Annotated in this window: 22 protein-coding genes; 5 read left to right on the top strand and 17 right to left on the bottom strand. The window is 71.0% G+C overall.

Annotation, left to right across the window (positions count from 1 at the left end; genetic code table 11):
- The first annotated feature begins 16 nt into the window (after positions 1 to 16).
- Positions 17 to 202, top strand: a complete 186-nt coding sequence (locus AMK27_RS23725) for a hypothetical protein (protein ID WP_030323327.1) — start codon at positions 17 to 19, stop codon at positions 200 to 202.
- A 75-nt stretch (positions 203 to 277) separates the two neighbouring features.
- On the opposite strand, the gene AMK27_RS23720 is transcribed toward AMK27_RS23725, so the two are convergent.
- A complete protein-coding gene (locus tag AMK27_RS23720) occupies positions 278 to 631 on the bottom strand; it encodes a metal-sensitive transcriptional regulator (RefSeq protein WP_073911761.1) in 354 nt (117 codons plus the stop codon).
- 192 nt (positions 632 to 823) lie between these two features.
- Here AMK27_RS23720 and AMK27_RS23715 point away from each other — a divergent pair, with 192 nt between their 5' ends.
- A complete protein-coding gene (locus AMK27_RS23715) occupies positions 824 to 1,444 on the top strand; it encodes a DUF47 domain-containing protein (RefSeq protein ID WP_015035093.1) in 621 nt (206 codons plus the stop codon).
- Between the two features lie 6 nt (positions 1,445 to 1,450).
- Positions 1,451 to 2,449 (top strand): inorganic phosphate transporter, encoded by a 999-nt coding sequence (locus tag AMK27_RS23710; RefSeq protein ID WP_073911758.1) that lies wholly within the window; start codon positions 1,451 to 1,453, stop codon positions 2,447 to 2,449.
- A gap of 288 nt (positions 2,450 to 2,737) precedes the next feature.
- On the opposite strand, the gene pstB is transcribed toward AMK27_RS23710, so the two are convergent.
- The 11 genes from pstB to mshD form a co-directional block, all read right to left on the bottom strand.
- Positions 2,738 to 3,514, bottom strand: coding sequence for a phosphate ABC transporter ATP-binding protein PstB (gene pstB / locus AMK27_RS23705; RefSeq protein ID WP_073911756.1), 777 nt, complete (start codon positions 3,512 to 3,514; stop codon positions 2,738 to 2,740).
- Between the two features lie 24 nt (positions 3,515 to 3,538).
- A complete protein-coding gene (pstA, locus tag AMK27_RS23700) occupies positions 3,539 to 4,612 on the bottom strand; it encodes a phosphate ABC transporter permease PstA (protein ID WP_073911754.1) in 1,074 nt (357 codons plus the stop codon).
- A complete protein-coding gene (gene pstC / locus AMK27_RS23695; RefSeq protein ID WP_073911752.1) occupies positions 4,609 to 5,583 on the bottom strand; it encodes a phosphate ABC transporter permease subunit PstC in 975 nt (324 codons plus the stop codon). The genes pstA and pstC overlap by 4 nt, the downstream gene beginning before the upstream one ends.
- Positions 5,584 to 5,688: 105 nt before the next feature.
- Positions 5,689 to 6,831 (bottom strand): phosphate ABC transporter substrate-binding protein PstS, encoded by a 1,143-nt coding sequence (gene pstS, locus AMK27_RS23690; protein WP_073911749.1) that lies wholly within the window; start codon positions 6,829 to 6,831, stop codon positions 5,689 to 5,691.
- A 263-nt stretch (positions 6,832 to 7,094) separates the two neighbouring features.
- Complete coding sequence (locus AMK27_RS23685; RefSeq protein ID WP_073911747.1) at positions 7,095 to 7,514, bottom strand: NUDIX hydrolase; 420 nt, start codon at positions 7,512 to 7,514, stop codon at positions 7,095 to 7,097.
- The gene (locus tag AMK27_RS23680) at positions 7,511 to 8,494 is read right to left on the bottom strand and encodes a CHAD domain-containing protein (RefSeq protein WP_073911744.1); all 984 of its coding nucleotides are present in this window, start codon (positions 8,492 to 8,494) and stop codon (positions 7,511 to 7,513) included. The genes AMK27_RS23685 and AMK27_RS23680 overlap by 4 nt, the downstream gene beginning before the upstream one ends.
- A complete protein-coding gene (locus AMK27_RS23675) occupies positions 8,481 to 10,736 on the bottom strand; it encodes an RNA degradosome polyphosphate kinase (protein ID WP_073911742.1) in 2,256 nt (751 codons plus the stop codon). Before AMK27_RS23675 ends, AMK27_RS23680 begins: the two co-directional genes overlap by 14 nt.
- A 239-nt stretch (positions 10,737 to 10,975) precedes the next feature.
- A complete protein-coding gene (locus tag AMK27_RS23670) occupies positions 10,976 to 11,911 on the bottom strand; it encodes an ABC transporter permease (RefSeq protein ID WP_073911740.1) in 936 nt (311 codons plus the stop codon).
- Positions 11,908 to 12,750, bottom strand: a complete 843-nt coding sequence (locus AMK27_RS23665; protein ID WP_073911737.1) for an ATP-binding cassette domain-containing protein — start codon at positions 12,748 to 12,750, stop codon at positions 11,908 to 11,910. The genes AMK27_RS23670 and AMK27_RS23665 overlap by 4 nt, the downstream gene beginning before the upstream one ends.
- On the bottom strand, positions 12,747 to 13,133 hold the full coding sequence (locus AMK27_RS23660) for a GntR family transcriptional regulator (protein WP_055601792.1): 387 nt from the start codon (positions 13,131 to 13,133) through the stop codon (positions 12,747 to 12,749). The genes AMK27_RS23665 and AMK27_RS23660 overlap by 4 nt, the downstream gene beginning before the upstream one ends.
- Positions 13,134 to 13,283: 150 nt before the next feature.
- A complete protein-coding gene (mshD, locus tag AMK27_RS23655; protein ID WP_073911734.1) occupies positions 13,284 to 14,210 on the bottom strand; it encodes a mycothiol synthase in 927 nt (308 codons plus the stop codon).
- Positions 14,211 to 14,372: 162 nt separating this feature from the next.
- On the opposite strand from mshD, the gene AMK27_RS23650 reads away from it, so the two are divergent.
- Complete coding sequence (locus AMK27_RS23650) at positions 14,373 to 16,181, top strand: bifunctional metallophosphatase/5'-nucleotidase (protein WP_073911731.1); 1,809 nt, start codon at positions 14,373 to 14,375, stop codon at positions 16,179 to 16,181.
- A 140-nt stretch (positions 16,182 to 16,321) separates the two neighbouring features.
- The gene (locus AMK27_RS23645) at positions 16,322 to 17,173 is read left to right on the top strand and encodes a phosphatidylinositol-specific phospholipase C (protein ID WP_073911729.1); all 852 of its coding nucleotides are present in this window, start codon (positions 16,322 to 16,324) and stop codon (positions 17,171 to 17,173) included.
- Here the strand turns inward: AMK27_RS23645 and AMK27_RS23640 are convergent.
- From AMK27_RS23640 to AMK27_RS23620, 5 genes are all read right to left on the bottom strand, one after another.
- Positions 17,138 to 18,556: a sensor histidine kinase gene (locus AMK27_RS23640; RefSeq protein WP_198955927.1), complete on the bottom strand. Its 1,419-nt coding sequence runs from the start codon at positions 18,554 to 18,556 to the stop codon at positions 17,138 to 17,140. The two genes, AMK27_RS23645 and AMK27_RS23640, sit on opposite strands and share 36 nt — an antisense overlap.
- Positions 18,553 to 19,281, bottom strand: coding sequence for a response regulator transcription factor (locus tag AMK27_RS23635; RefSeq protein WP_073911726.1), 729 nt, complete (start codon positions 19,279 to 19,281; stop codon positions 18,553 to 18,555). Before AMK27_RS23635 ends, AMK27_RS23640 begins: the two co-directional genes overlap by 4 nt.
- Before the next feature lie 32 nt (positions 19,282 to 19,313).
- Positions 19,314 to 20,465 (bottom strand): S1C family serine protease, encoded by a 1,152-nt coding sequence (locus tag AMK27_RS23630; protein WP_073911725.1) that lies wholly within the window; start codon positions 20,463 to 20,465, stop codon positions 19,314 to 19,316.
- A 155-nt stretch (positions 20,466 to 20,620) separates the two neighbouring features.
- Complete coding sequence (locus tag AMK27_RS23625; protein ID WP_073911723.1) at positions 20,621 to 21,649, bottom strand: LacI family DNA-binding transcriptional regulator; 1,029 nt, start codon at positions 21,647 to 21,649, stop codon at positions 20,621 to 20,623.
- 24 nt (positions 21,650 to 21,673) lie between these two features.
- Positions 21,674 to 22,504: a response regulator transcription factor gene (locus AMK27_RS23620; protein WP_073911721.1), complete on the bottom strand. Its 831-nt coding sequence runs from the start codon at positions 22,502 to 22,504 to the stop codon at positions 21,674 to 21,676.
- Positions 22,505 to 22,560: the final 56 nt, after the last annotated feature.

Raw genomic sequence — 22,560 nt, 5'->3', positions numbered from 1 at the left:
CGGCAGGAAGAGGTGGATGCGCGTGGCCCCGCCCGGTACAGCAACCGTGACCGCAGACCCCGACTGCGTCGCCCTCGCCGAGATCGAACTCTGCGGCGAGCTGATCATCGCCGCGTCGGCCGCGGACGGGGAGCGGCTGAGCGCCGACCGGATCGACGAGGTGCTGAGGGTCGCGGTGGAGCGGGCCGTGGAGGACCTCTGACGGTACGGCCCGGCTCACCACCGCGTACGGGAGGAGCGGGAGGAACGGGAGGGAAGAGCGGAAGGGGCGGGGGCCTCAGGTCCGCATCATGCGGGCGATGGCCTTCGTGGCCTCCTCGACCTTGGCGTCGATGCCGTCGCCGCCCTTGGTCGCCGCCTCCGCGACGCAGTGCCGCAGGTGCTCCTCCAGGAGCTGGAGGGCGAACGACTGGAGCGCCTTCGTCGAGGCGGAGACCTGCGTGAGTATGTCGATGCAGTAGACGTCCTCGTCGACCATCCGCTGCAGACCGCGGATCTGGCCCTCGATCCGGCGGAGCCGCTTGAGGTGCTCGTCCTTCTGCTTGTGGTAGCCGTGCACACCGTGCTCGTGGTCGGCCGCGACGGCCTCGACGGGCTCGGAAGTGACCTGGTCCGCCTCGGTGGTCGTCATGGCGTCCTCCCGTTGTCCATTAAGGGGGTGTATACCCCTCGTGGGTATATGGTACCGATCCCCGCCGATCCGGGCGGGGGCCCGTGCTGTTCACTGTGCCTGATGGGCGACACTGAGAGACGCCGGTTAGCCGTGGCCGGATGATGCGCCTAGCATCAGCCTGACCGAAACCCAGCACCCCGAGGACCTCACGTGCGATTTCGTCTGACCCCCAGGGAGACGAGCTTCTACGACATGTTCGCCGCGTCCGCGGACAACATCGTCACGGGCTCGAAACTCCTGATGGAACTGCTCGGAGCGGAGCCTTCCGCCCGGGCCGAGATCGCGGAGCGGATGCGGGCAGCGGAGCACGCCGGCGACGACGCGACCCATGCCATCTTCCACCAGCTGAACTCCTCGTTCATCACGCCGTTCGACCGTGAGGACATCTACAACCTCGCGTCCTCCCTCGACGACATCATGGACTTCATGGAGGAGGCCGTCGACCTGGTCGTCCTCTACAACGTCGAGGAGCTCCCCAAGGGCGTCGAGCAGCAGATCGAGGTGCTGGCGCGGGCGGCGGAGCTGACCGCGGAGGCGATGCCGAACCTGCGGACGATGGCCAACCTGACCGAGTACTGGATCGAGGTCAACCGGCTCGAGAACCAGGCGGACCAGATCCACCGCAAGCTGCTCGCGACGCTCTTCAACGGCAAGTACGACGCCATCGAGGTGCTGAAGCTCAAGCAGATCGTCGACGTGCTGGAAGAGGCGGCCGACGCGTTCGAGCACGTGGCCAACACGGTGGAGACCATCGCGGTCAAGGAGTCCTGAGGCTTCGTGGACACCTTTGCTCTGATCGTGACCATCGGTGTCGCGCTCGGCTTCACCTATACCAACGGCTTCCACGACTCGGCCAACGCCATCGCCACCTCGGTGTCGACGCGTGCGCTGACCCCGCGCGCGGCCCTGGCCATGGCCGCCGTCATGAACCTCGCCGGTGCCTTCATGGGCAGCGGGGTCGCCAAGACGGTCAGCGAGGGCCTGATCGAGACGCCGCACGGCGACAAGGGGATGGGCATCCTCTTCGCCGCGCTGGTCGGCGCGATCATCTGGAACCTGGTGACCTGGTACTTCGGCCTGCCGTCCTCCTCCTCGCACGCCCTCTTCGGCGGCATGGTGGGCGCGGCGCTCGCCGGCGGTACGGAGGTCATCTGGGGCGGCGTCCTCGACAAGGTCGTCATCCCGATGTTCATCTCGCCGGTGGTCGGCCTCGTCGCCGGTTACCTGGTGATGTGCGCGATCATGTGGATGTTCCGCAAGGCCAACCCGCACAAGGCCAAGCGCGGCTTCCGCATCGCGCAGACGGTGTCGGCGGCCGGCATGGCGCTCGGCCACGGTCTGCAGGACGCGCAGAAGACGATGGGCATCGTGGTGATGGCCCTGGTCATCGCCGACGTGCAGCAGGCCGGCGACGACATCCCGGTGTGGGTGAAGATCGCCTGTGCCGTGATGCTCTCGCTGGGTACGTACGCGGGTGGCTGGCGCATCATGCGGACGCTCGGCCGCAAGATCATCGAGCTGGACCCGCCGCAGGGCTTCGCGGCGGAGACCACGGGCGCGTCGATCATGTTCGGCTCGGCGTTCCTCTTCCACGCGCCGATCTCGACGACGCACGTCATCACCTCCGCGATCATGGGCGTGGGCGCGACGAAGCGGGTCAACGCGGTGCGGTGGGGTGTCGCCAAGAACATCATCCTGGGCTGGTTCATCACCATGCCGGCGGCGGCGCTGGTGGCCGCGGGCAGTTTCTACGTGGTGCAGCTCTTCTTCGGCTGAGGCGCGGTGGCTGCCGTTCGGCTGGGGGTCCGGGGGTGATCCCCCGGGGGATGCAGTATCACCATGCCGGCGGCCGCGCTGGTGGCCGCGGGCAGTTTCTACGTGGTGCAGTTCTTCTTCGGCTGACGGCTGACGGCTGACGGCCTCGGGCTTCGGGCCCGGGGCCTTGTGCCGAGGCCGGTGGTGGCTTGAAATGGTCGGGCCCGGCTCCCCTGTGGGGGAGCCGGGCCCTTCGTCGTACGGTGGCACCGCCATGCAGCACCGCAGACGAGTCCGTGGTCCGAGGTCCTAGCCGAAGCGGCCGGAGATGTAGTCCTCGGTCGCCTGGACGCTCGGGTTGGAGAAGATGCGCTCGGTGTCGTCCAGCTCGATCAGCTTGCCGGGCTGGCCGACGGCCGCCAGGTTGAAGAAGGCGGTGCGGTCCGAGACGCGGGCGGCCTGCTGCATGTTGTGCGTCACGATGACGATCGTGAAGCGCTCCTTCAGCTCGCCGATGAGGTCCTCGATCGCCAGCGTCGAGATCGGGTCGAGGGCCGAGCAGGGCTCGTCCATCAGCAGGACGTCGGGCTCGACCGCGATCGCACGGGCGATGCACAGACGCTGCTGCTGGCCGCCGGAGAGGCCGGAGCCCGGCTTGTTCAGGCGGTCCTTGACCTCGTTCCAGAGGTTGGCGCCCTTGAGGGACTTCTCGACGATCTCGTTGAGCTGCGACTTCTTGTACTTGCCGTTGAGACGCAGGCCCGCCGCCACGTTGTCGAAGATCGACATGGTGGGGAACGGGTTCGGGCGCTGGAAGACCATGCCGACCGTGCGGCGCACGGCGACCGGGTCGACGTTCGAGCCGTACAGGTTCTCGTCGTCCAGCATCACCTTGCCCTCGACGCGGCCGCCGGGGGTGACCTCGTGCATCCGGTTCAGGGTGCGCAGGAAGGTGGACTTGCCGCAGCCGGACGGGCCGATGAAGGCCGTCACGGAGCGGGGCTCGACGGTCATGGAGATGTCGTCGATCGCCTTGTGGGCGCCGTAGTAGGCGGAGAGGCCGCTGACGTCGATGCGCTTGGCCATGTGAATCACTTCCTATTGCCGCGGTCAGCGGCCGGTCTTCGGGGCCTTCCAGCGGGCGATGCCGCGGGCCACCAGGTTGAGGATCATGACGAAGGCGATCAGGACGAGCGCTGCGGCCCATGCGCGGGACACGGCTGCGTCGGTGCCGACCGCGTACTGCTCGTACACGTAGAGCGGCAGGGAGGACTGAGCACCTTCGAAGGGGTTCGGGTTGATGAGTTTCGTACCGAACACGAGGAGCAGGATCGGGGCCGTCTCACCGGTGATGCGGGCGACCGCGAGCATGACGCCCGTGGTGATGCCGCCGATCGCGGTGGGCAGGACCACCTTCAGGATGGTGCGCCACTTGGGGATGCCGAGGGCGAGGGAGGCCTCGCGGAGCTCGTTCGGGACGAGCTTGAGCATCTCCTCGGTGGAGCGGACCACGACCGGCATCATCAGGATGGCGAGGGCCATCGCGCCGGCGAAACCGGAGGGGCCGAAGCCCAGCATCAGGTTCCAGGTGGCGAGGACGAAGAGGCCGGCGACGATCGACGGGATGCCCGTCATGACGTCGACGAAGAAGGTGACGGCCTGGGCCAGCTTTCCGCCGCCGTACTCGACGAGGTAGACGGCGGTGAGGAGGCCGATCGGGGCGGCGATCACGGTCGCGATGGCGACCTGCTCGATGGTGCCGAGCAGCGCGTGGTAGACACCGCCGCCGGCCTCGGCGTCGAGGACGCCGTTCATCGAGTGGCTCAGGAAGTACGGGTCGAGTACGTCCATGCCCTTGCTGATCGTGACCCAGGCGAGGGAGAGCAGCGGGACGACGGCCAGGACGAAGCAGACCCAGACGAGGCTGGTGGCGACGCGGTCCTTGGCCTGGCGGCTGCCCTCGACCTTGGTGGTCAGCACGTACGTGGCGAGGACGAAGAGCAGCGCGGCGATCATGCCCCACTGGACCCTGCTGTGCCAGCCGGCGGCGAGGCCGATGCCGATGCCCGCGGCGACGGAGCCGGCGGCGATGGCGATCGGGCTCCAGCGGGGGAGGCGGGCGCTGGAGAGCGAACTGGCGCGCTTGACCGTCGCGACCGGACGATCCTGTATGGCGTGGCTCATGCCGCTGCCCCCGAGTACTCCTTGCGGCGGCCGATGATCCAGCGGGCGGCGCCGTTGACCAGCAGGGTGATGGCGAAGAGGACGAGACCGGACGCGATCAGCGCGTCCCGGCCGAACTCGTTGGCCTCGTTGAACTTGGCGGCGATGTTCTGCGCGAACGTGCCGCCGCCCGGGTCGAGGATGTGGCCCGAGATGAGGAAGCTGGGGGAGAGGACCACGGCGACGGCCATGGTCTCGCCGAGTGCGCGGCCGAGGCCCAGCATGGAGGCGGAGATGATGCCGGAGCGGCCGAAGGGCAGCACCGACATGCGGATGACCTCCCAGCGCGTGGCGCCGAGGGCGAGCGCGGCCTCCTCGTGCATCTTCGGGGCCTGGAGGAAGACCTCGCGGGTGACGTTGGTGATGATCGGAAGGATCATGATCGCCAGCAGGATGCCCACGGTGAAGAGGTTGCGGGCCGGGCCGTCGTTGGCCTTGTCGAAGATGTACGTCCAGCTGAAGTACTCGTTCAGCCACTTGTTGAGGCCGTCGAGGTACGGGACGAGGAAGATCGCGCCCCAGAGGCCGTAGATGATGCTGGGCACGGCGGCGAGCAGGTCGACGACGTACGCGAGCGGCTTGGCCAGCTTGCGCGGGGCGTAGTGCGAGATGAAGAGCGCGATGCCGATCGCGACGGGCACGGCGATCGCCATGGCGATGACCGACGAGACGACCGTGCCGAAGGCGAGGACGGCGATGCCGAAGACCGGCGGGTCACCGGCCGGGTTCCACTCGAAGGTGGTGAAGAAGTTCGTGCTGTCCTTCGAGATCGCGAGGACGGCGCGGTAGCTGAGGAAGCCGGCGATCGCGGCCATGATCACGAGGAGGGTGATGCCGGAGCCTCGCGACAGACCGCTGAAGATGCGGTCCCCGGGGCGGGACGCGCTCTTGGCGCTCCGGCTCCTCTTTATGTCTGGTGTGGTGGTAGCCATCTGCTTCTCCGGTCTGCGGGGCCCCTACGGACGTACGGGCTCCTGGCGGCGGTGCACCGGATGCCGGGTCCGGCCCCCGAGCGGGGGGCCGGACCCGGCCGGGGGTCAGGACAGGGTGGGGACGATCGCGCGGACCTTCGCGGCGATCTCGGCCGGGAGCGGGGCGTAGCCGGCGTCGGCGAGGACCTTCTGGCCCTCCTCGCTCACGGTGTAGTTGAGGAACGCCTTCAGGGTCGGCAGGGTCTCCGCCTTGTTGCCCTTGTCGCAGGCGATCTCGTAGGTGACGAGGACGATCGGGTAGGCACCCTCGGCCTTCGTCGCGTAGTCGAGGGAGAGGGCGACGTCGCTGCCCGTGCCCTTGACCTTGGCGGCGGCGATGGCCTTGGACGCGTTCTCCGAGGAGGCGGCGACCGGGGCGGCGGCACCGGTGTTGATGCTGACGGTGGAGATCTTGTTCGCGGTGGCGTACGAGAGCTCGAAGTAGCCGATGGAGCCCTCGGCGTCCTTCACCGCGGTGGCGACACCGGAGGAGCCGTTGGCGGCCTGGCCGCCCTGGGCGGGCCACGACTTCGACTTCGGGTCGTGCTTCCAGTCGGCGGCGGCCGCGGTGGAGAGGTACTTGCCCAGGTTCTGGGTGGTGCCCGACTCGTCCGAGCGGTGGAAGGCCTGGATCGAGCTGTCGGGGAGCTTGGCGCCCGGGTTCAGCTTGGCGATCGCCGGGTCGTTCCACTTGGTGATCTTGTTGTCGAAGATCTTGGCGATGGTGGAGGCGTCGAGGACCAGGTTGTCCACGCCGTCCAGCTTGTAGCCGATGGCGATGGGGCCGCCGACCATGGGCAGGTTGACGCCCTTGCCGGTCTTGCAGATCTTCGCCGACTCGGCGACCTCTTCGTCCTTCAGGGCGGAGTCGGAGCCCGCGAAGGCGACCTGGCCCTGGTTGAACTTCGTGATACCGCCACCGGAGCCGATGGCCTGGTAGTTGATCTCGACACCGGAGCACGCGGCCTGGAAGTTCTTGACCCAGAGGTCCATCGCGTTCTTCTGCGCGCTGGAGCCGGCGGCGAGGAGCTGGCCCTTGGCGCCCTCGCAGGCGATGTTCGAGGCGGCGGCGGAGGTCTTGGTGCCGCCTTCCTTGGCCGGGGTCTCCGTGTTGTTGTCCGAGCCACACGCCGAGAGGACGAGCGCACCGGAGACGACGAGGGCACCGATCGCGGAGGCGCGAAGCCCGTTCTTGCGCGAAAGCTTCACTTTCGGGTGTTCCTTCCAGAAGCCGCCCTGTCGCGGACCGAGTGTCCCGAACGTTCTACGGCGGCGTGTGTCGGTGGGTGGTGCATCGCTGTGCTCTGTGCACCGTGTAAGGCCGAAATTAGGCAGAACAGGTGAAGCCGTCGACGGAACAGAGTGAACGGAAAGTGAACCGTGCCGGAAGGCCGGGTGCGGGGCCCCCGGGCGGGTGGCGACGGGATGCCGCTGGTCCACGCCGTGACACGGGGACGTGCGCCGGGCGGCGGTCAGCCCGTCGCCTTCGCCGTCAGGGTGTTCAGGAGGTCGCGGTCCCGCGACTGGGTGAGGCGCAGGCGGGCCGCCGCGGGCGGCAGCCAGACCACCCGGTCGACCTCGCGGCTCGGGGTGAACGCGCCGCCGAGGGCGCGGGCCGCCCAGTACTCGACCTCTTTCGGGCGGCCGTCCACCGTGTAGCGGACCGTCGGCAGCCGGAGGCCGAGCGCGCAGTCCTGGCCCGTCTCCTCCCTGACCTCGCGCAGCGCGCACGCCTCCGCCGACTCGTTCCGCTTCCGCTTCCCCTTCGGGTGCGACCAGTCGTCGTACTTGGGCCGGTGGACGAGCGCGATCTCGATGCCGTGGCCGGAAAGCGCCGGGCGCCACAGGACGCAGCCGGCCGCCCGGACGGGGTCCTGGCGCTCCCCGCTCATGGAACGGGCGCCGTCGTTCTCCGCCAGGCGCGTTGGAAGGCGAAGCGGGAGGCTTCGACCTCGTGGCGCTGGTCGGCGTGGAGGACGCCCAGGGCGTACGCGGTCGCGGGGGCGATCCGGGGGGTGCGGGCCGCCGCGGCGGCGGCCGAGGCGGCTTCGGCGGCGTCCCTGTGCCGGTCGAGGGCGCGGGCGGCCTCGAAGAGGACGGCGTCGGGTTCGCCCGCGGTGTGCAGGGCCTCGGTGGCGTAGCGGTGCAGCCGGAGCAGGAGCCGTGTCTGGTGCCAGGGGGCGTCCTGGGTCTCTCCGGTGGCGAGGGCCAGGGCGTCGGCGTTGTACGGGTGGGCGGCCCGGGTCAGGGGGAGGGCGGCGACGGCGTCCAGGAGGCGCCGCTCGGCGACCTCGGCGGGGCCGTCCAGGACCTCGGCGGCGGGGGCGCCGCCCGAGGGGCCGAGGGGGACCTCGGAGGCGAGGAGCGCGACGGCGTCGGCGACCGCGTGGAACCGGGCCGAGCCCAGTGCCTGGAGCGACGCCGAGTGGGCGCGCGTGCGGGCGAGGGTCAGCTGCCGTTCGAGGAGGGCGCCCGCGCGGGCGGCCCCGACGGTGAGGCCGGCCGCCTCGCTGCCGCGGGCGGCGGGGACGGGGCCGCTGCCGCTCGACAGCCGGGACAGCGCGTCCACCAGGCGGATCAGCCGAGAGGTGCAGGCGTGCTCCAGGGCGAGGGTGCCCGAGAGCCAGGCGAGCTCGGTCCGCAGCTGGTCCGCCCAGCCGGTGTCGAGCAGCGGCCTGAAGGTGTGGAGGGTGCCGCTGATGCGACGGGCGGCGCCGCGCAGGGTGCGGGCCGCCTCCTCCGATCCGGCCGTGGCCGAGCCGCTCTCGCCGTGGAGCCGGAGCCCGCGGAGGAAGTCCGCGGCCCGGGCGTGCAGGTAGGGGGCCAGGACCTCGCCCGCCGAGACGTCCTGCGACTGGTCAGGGTTGTGCACGCCGGCGCCTCCGCGCGTCGATGAGCATCTCCTGGACGTGCCGGAGCGGTCGGCCCTCGGGGTCGGTCGCGTGCCGCGTCCAGTTCCCGTCGGGGCCGAGGTGCCAGGAGGAGGTGGTGTCGGACATCCCGGTCTCCAGGAGCCGGGTGAGTGCTGCCCGGTGCGCCGGGTCGGAGACCCGTACGAGGGCCTCGATCCGGCGGTCCAGGTTGCGGTGCATCATGTCGGCGCTGCCGAACCACACCTCGGGTTCGCCGCCGTTGCCGAAGGCGAAGATCCGGGAGTGCTCCAGGAAGCGGCCGAGGACCGAGCGGACCCGGATGTTCTCCGAGAGGCCGGTGACCCCGGGGCGTACGGCGCAGATGCCGCGGACCCAGATGTCGACCGGGACGCCGGCCCGCGAGGCCTGGTAGCAGGCGTCGATGACGGCCTCGTCGACCATCGAGTTGACCTTGATCCGGACGTACGCGGGCCGGCCGGCGCGGTGGTGGGCGATCTCCTTGGTGATCCGGGAGACGAGTCCGTCGCGCAGCGACTTCGGGGCCGTGAGCAGCCGGCGGTACGTCTCGCGGCGGGAGTAGCCGGAGAGCCGGTTGAACAGGTCCGAGAGGTCCGCGCCGACCTGGGGGTCGGCGGTCAGCAGGCCCAGGTCCTCGTAGAGGCGGGCCGTCTTCGGGTGGTAGTTGCCGGTGCCGACGTGGGAGTAGCGGCGCAGCAGCTCGCCCTCCTGCCGTACGACGAGCGACAGCTTGCAGTGGGTCTTGAGGCCGACGAGGCCGTACACGACGTGGCAGCCGGCCTCCTCCAGTTTGCGGGCCCACTTGATGTTGGCCTGCTCGTCGAAGCGGGCCTTGATCTCGACGAGGACGAGGACCTGCTTGCCGGACTCGGCGGCGTCGATGAGGGCGTCGACTATCGGCGAGTCGCCGGAGGTCCGGTACAGCGTCTGCTTGATCGCGAGGACGTCGGGGTCGGCCGCCGCCTGCTCCAGGAAGGCCTGTACGGAGGTGGAGAAGGAGTCGTACGGGTGGTGGAGGAGGACGTCGCGTTCACGGAGGGCCGCGAAGATGTCCGGCGCGGACGCGGACTCGACCTCGGCGAGGTCGCGGTGGGTGCCGGCCACGAACTTGGGGTACTTGAGTTCCGGCCGGTCCTGCCCGGAGATGCCGAAGAGGCCGGTGAGGTCGAGCGGGCCGGGCAGCGGATAGACCTCGGCGTCGGAGACCTTCAGCTCGCGGACGAGGAGGTCGAGGACGTAGGGGTCGATGGACTCCTCGACCTCGAGGCGGACCGGCGGGCCGAAGCGGCGCCGCATGAGCTCCTTCTCCAGGGCCTGGAGCAGGTTCTCGGCGTCGTCCTCCTCGACCTCCAGGTCCTCGTTCCTGGTGACCCGGAACATGTGGTGCGCGAGCACCTCCATGCCGGGGAAGAGCTCCTCCAGGTGTGCCGCGATGACGTCCTCGAGGGGCACGTAGCGCTGGGGGGAGGCCTCCAGGAAGCGGGAGAGCAGCGGCGGCACCTTCACGCGGGCGAAGTGCCGGTGGCCGCTGACCGGGTTGCGTACGACGACGGCGAGGTTGAGCGAGAGCCCCGAGATGTACGGGAAGGGGTGGGCGGGGTCCACGGCCAGCGGGGTGAGGACCGGGAAGATCTGCTGCCGGAACAGGGTGAAGAGGCGCGCCTGCTCCTTCTCCGTGAGCTCGGGCCAGCGGATCAGGTGGATGCCCTCGTCGGCCAGGGCCGGGGCGACGTCCTGCTGGAAGCAGGCGGCGTGCCGGGCCATGAGCTCGCGCGAGCGCGTCCAGATCTGGTCCAGGACCTCGCGGGGCTGGAGGCCGGAGGCCGAGCGGGTGGCGACGCCGGTGGCGATGCGGCGCTTGAGGCCGGCGACCCGGACCATGAAGAACTCGTCGAGGTTCGACGCGAAGATCGCGAGGAAGTTCGCCCGTTCGAGGAGCGGGGTGGTGGGGTCCTCGGCCAGTTCGAGGACGCGCTCGTTGAAGGCGAGCCAGCTGCGTTCCCGGTCGAGGAAGCGCCCCTGCGGCAGCTCGTCGCCGAGCGCGCCGTCGTCCTCGTAGGTGTCCGGGTCGGAGTCGAGGTCCGCCTCGATGTCGGTCACGACGGCGCCGTTGACCACCGTCGCGCGGCGCGCGGCTATGGAGTCGGCGGGTGACGGAGCGGACGACGGGACGGACGGCGTGGCGGAGGACTGGACCGGGACCTCGGCGGGCTGCTGGCTCATGGCCCCATTCTTCCGCGCGAAGGGGTGGTCGGGCGCGTCGGAGCGGGCCGTGGGGGAGGGAAGTCTCCCCTTGGGGAGGGCCGCCCTGCCGGGCGGGGTCACGGAGCGCTTCATTGCGTGAGCGTCGCAAGCGCGTCTGAATGGCCGGTAACGACGACATGTCGTACGGGAATCGGGGGCGGGGCCGTGTGCGGGCCCGCCCCTGATCGTTTGAATGTTTTACGGGTGTCGGTGCGGCCTTACGGGTGCCGGGTGCGCAGGACGCGGAAGGCGGCGTAGAGCGCGAGGGCGGCGAGGGCGAGGAGGATGCCGCTCTCGATGAGTTGTGTGGGCCAGAAGTGTGACCCGGGGTGGTAGTCGAGGTACTGGGCGGTGACCTGCTCGTCGGGGCGGCAGGCGGCGCCCGGAGGGGAGTCGGGGGTGCAGAACCAGCCGGACAGCCGCTCGCCGGTGGCGCCGAGCAGTCCTTGGTCCACGAACATCCCGTCGCCGGGCGTGTTGAGCAGGGAGGTGTTCTCCTTCGCGGGGCCGGTGATCGTCTCCACCGACAGGAAGTCCCAGCGGAAGGCGCCGAGGGCGAGCATGGCCAGCCCGACGATCCCGCCGGTCACGGCCATGGCGACCACCGTGCGGTGGATCAGCTGGCCGACGAGGGCGCCGACGGCGACGGCGAACAGGACGTACCCGACGAGCACGACGCCGGTCGCCTCGTACGGGCCGAGGTCCGCCCAGTGGAAGCCCCAGGAGTCCGAGACCCGCGTCCAGCCGAGCCGGTAGACCGCGAGCAGGGCGAGCGTGGCGCCGACGGCGACGACGGTGGCCGTGGCGAGCTTGGAGCGCAGCCAGGCCGTCGGGCTGATCGACTGGGTGAGCGAGAGCTTGTACGTGCCCGACTCCAGCTCGCGGGCGATCAGCGGGCCGGCGACGAACGCGCCGACGAGCAGCGGCAGCGCGATCATGCCGTGGGAGAGCTGCTCCATGGCGCCCCGCAGCATGTCGTAGCCGAGGCGGTGCTCGTACGGGAACGAGCCCGAGGCGCGGTCCTGGGCTTCCCAGATCCGCAGGGCGCCGATCACCGCGAGGGACGCGGCCACCGCGGCCCCCACCAGCCAGAGGGTGCGCCGGTACTGGCGGGCCGTCACCCAGTAGGGGCCCTTCAGGGCGAGGGTGCTCATGCCGGGGCTCCTTCGGTGGTGCGGAGGTGGGCGAGGAGGAGGTCCTCCAGGGAGGGGTCCCGGGTCTCCCAGGGGCCTTCGAGGGGGCCCTCGGGGCGGATCAGGGCGGTGAGTTGACGGCCCGTCGTGCGGGACTCGACGACCGTGTGCGGGGCCAGGTCGGCGACCGGGCCGGTGAGCAGGGTGTGGGCGGAGAGGAGTTCGTCGACGGGTCCGTCGAGGCGGATCCGGCCGCCGTGCAGCAGCAGGAGGTGGTCGCAGGCGCCCTCCAGCTCGGTGAGGATGTGGGACGACATGAGGACGGTGGTGCCGCGTTCGGCGGCGTCGGCCATGAGCAGGCCCATGAGCTGGTGTCGCGCGAGCGGGTCAAGGTCGGCCATCGGCTCGTCGAGGAGCAGGAGTTCGGGGCGCTTGCCGAGGGCGAGGGCGAGGGCGACGCGGGTGCGCTGGCCGCCGGAGAGGGTCCGTACGACGGCCTTGGGGTCGAGCGTGTCGGCGAGGGCGCGCCGGGCGGCGGCGTCGTCCCAGCGGTCCGGGTTGAGCTCGCGGCCCATGCGCAGGGTGTCGGCGACGGTGAGCCGGGGGTGGAGCGGCTTGTCCTGGGCGACGTAGGCGAGGTGTTCGCGGGCCGGGGCCTTGATGCTGCCCTCGGTGGGGCGCAGGAGCCCGGCGGCGAGGGCCAGGAGGGTCGACTTGCCGGCGCCGTTGGGGCCGACGAGGGCGCAGACCCGGCCGGTGGGGAGGGCGAAGGCGCACTCCCGCAGGGCCCAGCCGCGGGTTCCGCCCCCGTATCTCTTGCCCAGGAGATCGGCCTCCAGCGCGATGGCGTCTCGTGTCATGCGTCGTCCCCCTCGAAGTGTTCCTTCAGTACGGATGTGAAGAGCGCGGCCACGTCCTCGCGGTCCAGGCCCGCGGTGCGTGCGCGGCGGGCCCAGTCGGCGAGTTCGCCGCGCAGGGGTGAGTCGGCCGGGCCGGTGCCGAGCGTGGCGCGGACGAAGGTGCCGAGGCCGCGGCGGGCCTCGACGAGGCCTTCGCGTTCGAGCTCGCGGTAGGCCTTGAGGACCGTGTTGGGATTGATGGCCGTCGCTTCGACGACCTCGCGTGCGGTGGGCAGTCGGTCGCCGGGCTCCAGGAGGCCCATCCGGAGGGCCTGTTTCGTCTGCTGGACGATCTGGAGGTAGGTGGCGACGCCACTGCGCCGGTCGATGCGGTACTCGACCACGATCGCTTCCACCACCCTTTCACTAATCAAGTAGTGAAAGGGTGGTGGAAAGAAGGGGGCGGTGTCAACCGCCCCCTGAGTCACAGGTGTGACAACTCGGCTTCTGTGAACCGCTGTACGGCTCCGCGCCCGCGAACTACCGCTCCGCGGCTACGACTCCGTGCGGTACATCAGGTCCACCTCGTGCGTGACGAAGCCCAGCCGCTCGTACACCGTCACCGCCGCCGTGTTGTCCGCGTCCACGTACAGCATCGCCGTCGGCAGGGCCTGTGCCGCCAGGTGCCGCAGCCCGGTCGCGGTGAGCGCCTTGCCGAGGCCGCCGCCCTGCGCGTCGGGCAGGATGCCGACCACGTACACCTCGCCGAGCTGCTCCTCGGCGTGGGTCTTCGTCCAGTGGAAGCCGACGACCCGGCCGTCCTTCTCGGCGAGGAAGAAGCCCTTCGGGTCGAACCACGGCTCGGCCATCCGGTCGTCCAGGTCCCGCTGGGTGAGCGAGCCCTGCTCCGGGTGGTGGGCGAAGGCCGCGGAGTTGACGGCCAGCCAGGCCGCGTCGTCCTGGCCGGGGACGAAGGTGCGGACGGTGACGCCCTCGGGGAACACCGGCTCCGGGATGTCGAGCGGGGTCAGGGAGCGGCGGAGCTGGCGCAGTTCGCGGAACAGGGTCAGGCCGAGGACCTGGGCGAGGTGGCGGGCGGCGGACTTTCCGCCGTGCGCCCAGACGCGCAGCCGCTTGCCCGAGGCGGCCAGCAGGGCGCTGCCGAGCGCCCGGCCGTGGCCGCGGCCGCGGTGGCCGGGGTGGACCACGAGCTCGGCGGCCGGGGCCTCGATGGGGTCGGTCTCCTCCAGCTGGGCGTAGCCGTAGAGGTGCGGCCCGACGGTGAGGAGGAAGTGCCGCACGCCCTCGCGGCCGCCGTGCCGGAGGTAGAGCCGGCCCTGTTCGGAGACGGCGTGTACGCCGTCGGCCTGGTCCGCGGCCTTCAGCAGGTCCAGAACGTCCTGGATCTGCTCGGGCGTGAGCTCGTCGTAGGTGTGGATCTGCCGTCCGGGTTCGAGGGCCGGCGCCGCGTCGGAAGTCATGGACCCGAGCCTACGGTGACGTGCGGCCGCCCCGGGGAAAGGCGACGGCAACTGTCTCGTAACCCGCTACCCCCTGTTGCGCTACGCGCGTTGACTCTAGGCTTCGCTGGCACGTCAGCAGTCGAGAGGCGCACCGGAACGGGCGCGGGGACAAGGGGAGCGATGGCAGCGACACCGAAGAAGAAGAGGACAGCCGCGCGGATACTCGCCGTCGGCGCGGGGCTCGCCACCGTCGGCGCACTCGTCGCCGCACTGCCCGCGGGCGCCTCGGGGACCAAGGGCGGGGGCAACCACGGGCGGTACGTCGACGTCCAGCTGCTCTCCTTCAACGACCTGCACGGCAACCTGGAGCCGCCGACCGGCTCGGCGGGCCGGCTCACCCGCCTCAAGGAAGACGGCACGACCGAGACCCTCAACGACGTGGGCGGCGTCGAGTACCTGGCCACGCACCTGCGCCAGGCCCGCGAGGGCAACCGGTACTCCGTCACCGCCGCCGCGGGCGACATGATCGGCGCCTCGCCGCTGCTCTCCGGGCTCTTCCACGACGAGCCGACGATCGAGGCGCTGAACAAGCTGAAGCTCGACGTCACCTCGGTCGGCAACCACGAGTTCGACGAGGGCGCGCGCGAGCTGGCCCGCATCCAGAACGGCGGCTGTCACCCGACCGCCGGCTGCTTCGAGAAGGGCAAGCGGTTCCGGGGCGCGGACTTCCCGTACCTCGCCGCCAACGTGACGAACGAGAAGAGCGGCAAGCCGCTGCTCGACCCGTACTTCGTCTGGGAGCGCAACGGAGTCAAGATCGGCTTCATCGGCGTGACCCTGGAGGGCACGGCGAACATCGTCTCCGCCGAGGGCATCAAGGGCCTGAAGTTCGGCGACGAGGTCGAGACGATCAACAAGTACGCCAAGGTGCTGGAGCGCAAGGGCGTGAAGTCGATCGTCGCCCTGCTCCACGAGGGCGGCCTGCCGGCCTCGGGCGCGTACAACTACGACTGCGACAGCCCCGGTCCCGGCAACGGCATCTCCGGCCCGATCGTGGACATCGCGAAGAACGTCAGCCCGCAGGTCGACGCCCTGGTCACCGGCCACACCCACCAGGCTTACGCGTGCACGATCCCGGACCCGTCGGGCAAGCCGCGCACGGTCACCTCCGCGGCCTCCTTCGGCCGGCTCTACACCGACACGACGCTCACCTACGACCGTCGTACGAAGGACATCGTCCGGACGGCCGTCGCCTCCGCGAACCACGTCGTCAGCCGTGACGTGCCGAAGGCCGAGGACATGTCCCGGCTGATCACCCGCTGGAACGCGCTGGCGGCGCCGATCGCGAGCCGTCCCGTCGGATACATCTCCGCCGACATCGACAACCCCCTCGACGCGACGGCGTACGAGAAGCCGCTGGGCAACCTGATCGCCGACGCGCAGCTCGAGGGCATGACCCCGGCCGACAAGGGCGGCGCGCAGCTGGCCCTGATGAACCCGGGCGGTGTCCGCGCGCCGCTGGTCCACAAGGCGTCCGGCGCCGAGGGCGACGGGGTGGTGACCTACGGCGAGGCCTACACGGTCCAGCCGTTCACCAACATGATGACGGCGGTCGACCTGACCGGCGCCCAGCTCATCACCACGCTCCAGCAGCAGGTCAGCGGTGCCAACCAGGCCGCCCCGAAGATCCTCCAGATCTCGAAGGGCCTCACCTACACCCTGGACATGACGAAGGCCGGCGCCGACCGGATCGTGGTGTCCTCGGTGAAGCTGAACGGCGAGGCGATCGACCCGTCGAAGACCTACCGGGTCGCGATGAACGAGTTCCTGGCCGGTGGCGGTGACGGCTTCGCCGTCCTGAAGGAGCACAAGAACAAGCTGGTCGGCGCGTCCGACCTGGACATGTTCACCGCCTACCTGGCGGCGCACTCCACCCCGGCCGCCCCGCTGGCCCCGCCGGCGACGGGCCGGATCACGGTCGTGAAGTAACTCCGCGACTCCGTACGTCCGAGGGGGCGGTGGACCGTTTCGACGGTCCGCCGCCCCTTCGTCGTGTGCGGGCCGCGGCCCCTGCTTTCCCGGCCGCGGCACCCTGGCGCGTGGTGACGCGTACACGTCATACTCCGCGCATGGACCGTAGAAGCTTTCTCGCGGGAGCCGCGGCGGCGGGTGCCGTCCTCCTGGTCGGCGCCCCCACCGCACGGGCGGCCACGACCCAGGACTGGATGTCCGGCCACGGCGACCCCACCCCGCTCCAGAAGCTCACCATCCCCGGCACCCACGACTCCGGCGCCCGCTTCGGCGGCCCCTGGTCCGAGTGCCAGAACACCACGATCGCGCAGCAGCTCGCCGCCGGCATCAGATTCCTCGATGTGCGCTGCCGGGTCACCGGCGGCTCCTTCGCCATCCACCACGGCGCCTCCTACCAGAACATGATGTTCGGCGACGTCCTCGTCGCCTGCCGCGACTTCCTGGCCGCCCACCCCTCCGAGACCGTCCTGATGCGGGTCAAGCAGGAGTACTCCTCGGACTCCGACGCCACCTTCGGCGCCGTCTTCACCGACTACCTCGACAACCGGGGCTGGCGCCCGCTGTTCCGCATCGGCGACACCCTCCCGACCCTGGGCGAGGCCCGCGGCAAGGTCGTCCTCATCGCCGACAACGGCGGCCTGCCCGGCCTCAAGTGGTGGGACGGCGGCGCCATCGCGCTCCAGGACGACTGGAACGCCCTGCCCAACGCCAAGTACCCCAAGATCGAGGCCCACTACCGCAAGGCCGTCGAGCAGCCCGGCAAGCTGTACATCAACTTCGTCAGCACGTCCGCGTCCCTGCCGCCCCGGTGGAACTCCGACAACCTCAACCCCCGCGTCCACGGCTTCCTGGACGGCACGGCCGCCACCTGGAAGGGCCTCGGCATCACCGTCCTGGACTACCCGAACACCCGCTCAGGCCTCGTCGAGTCCCTCATCCGCCACAACTGACGGCGGCGGGGTCGGCGCCCCCGGCAGCCGGAGCGTCGCCACGGTGCCGCCGCCCTCCGCCGGGGTCAGGGCGATCGTGCCGCCCGCGTGGTGCACCGTGCGGGCCACGATCGACAGGCCCAGGCCCGAACCCGGGAGGCTGCGGGCCGACGGGGAGCGCCAGAAGCGGTCGAAGACGTGCGGGAGCTCGTCCGGCGGGATGCCCGGACCCTGGTCGCGGACCGTCAGCTCGCCGCGCATCAGGGTCACCTCGACCGTGCCCCGGCGCGGCGAGAACTTCACCGCGTTGTCCAGGACGTTCACCAGCGCCCGCTCCAGAGCGGCCGGCTCCGCCCGCACGTACCAGGGCGCCAGATCCGTGACGAAGCTCAGCTCGGGGCCGCGCAGCCGCGCCCGGTCCAGGGCCGCCCGCAGGATCGTGTGGAGCGGGACCACTTCGAGGGGCCCCTGCTGCGTCGCGTCCGGCCGGGCCAGCTCCTGGAGGTCCCCGATGAGCGCCGCCAGCTCGGTCATCTGCGCCTTCACCGAGGCCATCAGGGCCCGCCGGTCGTCCGGCGGGATCGCCCGGCCGGTCTCCTCGCTGCGCGCGAGCAGCTCGATGTTCGTCCGCAGCGAGGTCAGCGGCGTCCGCAGTTCGTGCCCGGCGTCCGCGATCAGCTGCGCCTGCCGGTCGCGGGACGTCGCGAGCGCCGCCGTCATCGCGTTGAACGAACGCGAGAGCCGGGCGATCTCGTCCTCGCCCTCGACCGGGATCCGCACGGTCAGGTCCTCGGTCGCGGCCACGTGCTCCACCGCCCCGGTCAGCCGGTTCACCGGTTCGAGGCCGGTCCGCGCCACCCACAGGCCGGCCGCGCCGGCGCCGACGACGCCGATCCCGGAGACCAGGAGGAGCACCCAGCGCAGGGTGGACATCGAGTTGTCGATCTCGTCGAGGGGGCGGGCGACGGAGACGGCGAGCCCGACCGGGCCGTCCTGCGGGTAGGTGAAGACCCGCATCTCCCGGCCGGCGTCGTCCTTCACCGTGTGCAGGGCGTACTCCAGCTGCCCCCTGGCCACCGCGAGATCCCCGGCTCCGGCCGGGATCGCGGCCTTGCCGGAGGTGCACACGGTGCCGTTGGCGATGACCACCTGCACCGTGTACGAGCCGGCCACCGGCGGCGGCGTGGTGCCCTGCCGGCACAGGGTGAGCAGGCTCTGCACCCCGCTCGGGTCGAGCCGGGTGCTGCGCAGCGAGGCGTCCATCTCGTGCTCCAGCTGCGTCCGCGTCACGAACCAGCACGCGAGCGACACCGCGGCCACCGCCACGGCCACGGCGAACGCGGTGAGGAGGGCGAGGCGCGAGCGCAGCGGCCGCGACCGGAACCAGGCGAGGGGACTTCTCACTCCCCGCCCCCGCCGCGCAGCGCGTATCCCACGCCCCGCACCGTGTGCACGAGGCGCGGCTCGCCTCCCGCCTCCGTCTTGCGCCGCAGGTACATCACGTACACGTCCAGTGAGTTGGAACTCGGTTCGAAGTCGAAGCCCCAGACGGCCTTGAGGATCTGCTCCCGGGTCAGCACCTGCCGCGGGTGCGCCAGGAACATCTCCAGGAGCGTGAACTCCGTCCGCGTCAGCTCCACCGTCCGCCCGCCCCGGGTCACCTCGCGGGTGGCGAGGTCCATCCGCAGGTCCTCGAAGGACAGCACGTCGGCCTCGGCCGGGCCGGAGGCCGTCGCGGAGGCGTACGAACTGCGCCGCAGCAGCGCCCTGATCCGGGCGAACAGCTCGTCCAGCTCGAACGGCTTCACGAGGTAGTCGTCGGCGCCCGCGTCGAGCCCCGTGACCCGGTCGCCGACCGTGTCGCGCGCGGTGAGCATCAGGATCGGCACGGTCGAGCCGGACGCCCTGATCCGGCGGGCCGCCGTCAGCCCGTCCATGCGGGGCATCTGGACGTCGAGGACGACGAGATCGGGGGCGTACGACTCCATCCGGGCGAGCGCGTCGAGTCCGTCCACGGCGTCCTGCGTCCCGTACCCCTCGAAGGCGAGGCTGCGGCGCAGGGCCTCCCGTACGGCTGGCTCGTCGTCGACGATGAGGATGCGTTCGGGCTCGTGTCGCTGGGCGGTCATGGGCTCAGCGTCGCATGCCGCCAGGTCGCCGGTCAGCTGTCGCCGCCCGCGCGCAGGCTGTCCAGGTCGGCCTTCACGGTGTCGACCGGGATGGCGAATCCGAGGCCGACGCTGCCGGCCGTCGAACCGCTCGAAGAACTGGGCGAATACATGGCCGAATTGATTCCGATGATCTCGCCGTTCATATTGATCAACGCGCCGCCGGAATTCCCCGGATTGAGCGAGGCGTCGGTCTGCAGCGCCTTGTACGTGGTCTTCGACGAACCGGTGTCGCCGTTGAACTGCTGTCCGCCGAACTCGAACGGCCAGCCCTGCCGCGGGTCGTACTGCTGCTGCCCCTGCTGCTGGTCCTGGCCGTCGTCGTCCTTGGCCACGGTCACGTCCCGGTCGAGCGCGGAGACGATGCCGCTGGTGACGGTCCCGGTCAGGCCCTCGGGGGAGCCGATCGCGACGACCTGGTCGCCGACCCGCACCTTGGACGAGTCGCCGAGGGTGGCGGTCTTGAGGCCGGAGGCGCCCTGGAGCTTGATGAGGGCGAGGTCCTTGTCGGGGTCGGTGCCGACGACCTCGGCCCGGTAGGACTTGCCGGTGCTGAGCTGCACGGTGATCTCGGACGCGCCGGAGATCACGTGGTTGTTGGTGATGATCTCGCCGTCGGAGGTGATGATCACGCCCGAGCCGGTGGACTTGCCGGAGTCGGAGCTTGCGGAGATCTCGACGATGGAGGGGGAGACGGCCGCGGCGACGCCGGCGACCGTGCCCGTGCTGCCGGTGGAGACGTTGGTGCCGTTCACGTTCGAGGCGGCGGCGACGGGGGTGTCCGAGGTGGCCTGCTGGACCAGCGTCGCCGTGCCGCCGCCGATCGCGGCGGCCGCGATGGCCACGGCGGCCATGAGGCCGACCCCGCGCTTGGCGCGGCGCCGGGAGCCGGGGCCTCCGGCGGGTGCGGCGGCCGGGGCGCCCAGGGGGGCGACGGGCGGGGCGGGCGGACCCGACGGCGGTACGTGCCCGCCGGACGGCACGTGCCCGCCGGACGGCCAGACGGTGGTGCCGGGGCCGGTGACGATCGGCTGGGCGGCGGTCTGCTCGGCGCCCGCCGGCGGCTGGGCCGGGGCGTAGGGAGGCCTCGGCGGGTGCGGCGGGTAGTAGGGCTGCTGCGGCTGCTGCTCCTGGAAGTCCGTCATGCAATGACTCTCGGATCTGTTCATGAGAGCCGTCTGAGGACCGGCTGAGAAGCCCGACAGAAGCCTGTATGCCCGATATAAAGAGCCCTCCTGGAGGGGAGGGCTCTCGTTCGGTCGAAGCGCCGGCCGAAGCGCCGAAGCGCCGGCCGACGCGCTCAGCCGCCGTCGCAGCCGCAGGAGCGGCGGACCACCAGGGCCGAGGGGAAGAGCTTCACCCGCTCGCGGCGCGAGCCCGCCACGCGGAGCGAGTCGTCCAGGACCAGGTCCACCGCCGCACGGGCCATCGCCGGCCGGTCCGAGGAGATCGTGGTGAGCGGCGGGTCGGTGAGCGCCGCCTCCTTCACGTCGTCGAAGCCCGCGACCGCCAGCTCCGTCGGCACCTCGATGCGCAGCTCGCGCGCCGCCCGCAGGACGCCGAAGGCCTGGTCGTCGGTCGAGCAGAAGATGGCCGGCGGTCTGTCCGGGCCCGCGAGCAGCTTGAGGGCCACCTGGTAGGCGTCGTAGCGGTTGTACGGGGCCTGGAAGAGCCGGCCCTCGATCGAGCGGCCCGCCTCCTGCATGGCCCGCCGCCAGCCTTCCTCGTGGTCGGCGACCGGGTCGCCGACGGCCGGGGTGTTCGGGATGCCGCCCATGCAGGCCACGTAGGGGTGGCCGTGCTCCAGGAGGTGCCGGGTGGCGAGCTGGGCGCCGCCGATGTCGTCGGTGACGACGGCCACGTCGTCCAGGGCCTCGGGCCGCTCGTGCAGCAGCACCACGCGCGCGTCCCAGGCCTCGATCTCGCTCGCGGCCCGCTCGCTCATGCCCTGGCTGACCAGGATCAGACCGGAGACCCGCATGCCGAGGAAGGCCCGCAGGTAGTGGACCTCGCGCTCGTCGCGGTAGTCCGAGTTGCCGACCAGGACCATCTTCCCGCGCTCGGCGGCGGCCTGCTCGACCGCGTGCGCCATCTCCGCGAAGAACGGCTGCCGCGCGTCCGGCACGATCATGCCTATGAGGTCCGTGCGCCGGGACGCCATCGCCTGGGCCACCCGGTCGGGGCGGTAGCCCAGCTCCTTGATGGCGGCGAGGACACGCTCGCGCGTGGCCGGGGCGACCGGCCGGGGTCCGTTGTTGATGACGTAGCTCACGACCGCGGTCGAAGTACCTGCCAGTCGAGCTACGTCATCCCGCGTCACCTTGGCCACGCGCGGCAGTCTACGCGGGGTGACCTACCTACCGGCAGGTCGCACTGTGGCATCTGCCACGTTCCTGTCCGCCAGGGGGGTGACATCCTCCGTGGCTTCCTTGACGCGGGCGGTCGCCCGGGCCTCTTCCTGCACACGGGCCTCCTCGGCCTTGGCGCGTGCCTCCTCCGCCGCCCGCTCGACCTTCTCGGGGGTGACGAAGCGGTAGCCCACGTTGCGTACGGTGCCGATGAGCGACTCGTGCTCGGGGCCGAGCTTGGCCCGCAGCCGCCGTACGTGGACGTCGACCGTCCGGGTGCCGCCGAAGTAGTCGTACCCCCACACCTCCTGCAGGAGCTGCGCGCGGGTGAAGACCCGGCCCGGGTGCTGGGCCAGGTACTTGAGGAGCTCGAACTCCTTGAAGGTCAGGTCCAGGACCCGGCCCTTGAGCTTGGCGCTGTACGTGGCCTCGTCGACCGACAGGTCGCCGTTGCGGATCTCCATGGGGGAGTCGTCCGCGACGATCTGCTGGCGGCCCATGGCGAGCCGCAGCCGCGCCTCGACCTCGGCGGGTCCCGCCGTGTCGAGGAGGACGTCGTCGATGCCCCAGTCGGCGGTGACGGCCGCGAGACCGCCCTCGGTGACGACCAGGATCAGCGGACAGCCGGGCCCGGTGGACCGGAGCAGCTGGCAGAGCGAACGGACCTGCGGCAGGTCGCGCCGCCCGTCGACGAGGATCACGTCCGCGCCGGGGGTGTCCACGAGGGCGGGGCCCTCCGCCGGGGCGACCCGGACGTTGTGCAGGAGCAGACCGAGGGCGGGCAGCACCTCGGTGGAAGGCTGGAGAGCGTTGGTCAGGAGCAGCAAGGCGCTCATCGCGCACCACCTGCCGTCCCTGCCGTCGGTCGGTCGTGCTTCGGTCGCTCGCTCAT

The organism is Streptomyces sp. CB02009 (assembly GCF_001905825.1).
In the GTDB taxonomy this organism is placed as follows: domain Bacteria; phylum Actinomycetota; class Actinomycetes; order Streptomycetales; family Streptomycetaceae; genus Streptomyces.
Note: the sequence above shows the minus strand (reverse complement) of the source record. Positions and strands in the feature narration are given on the sequence as shown.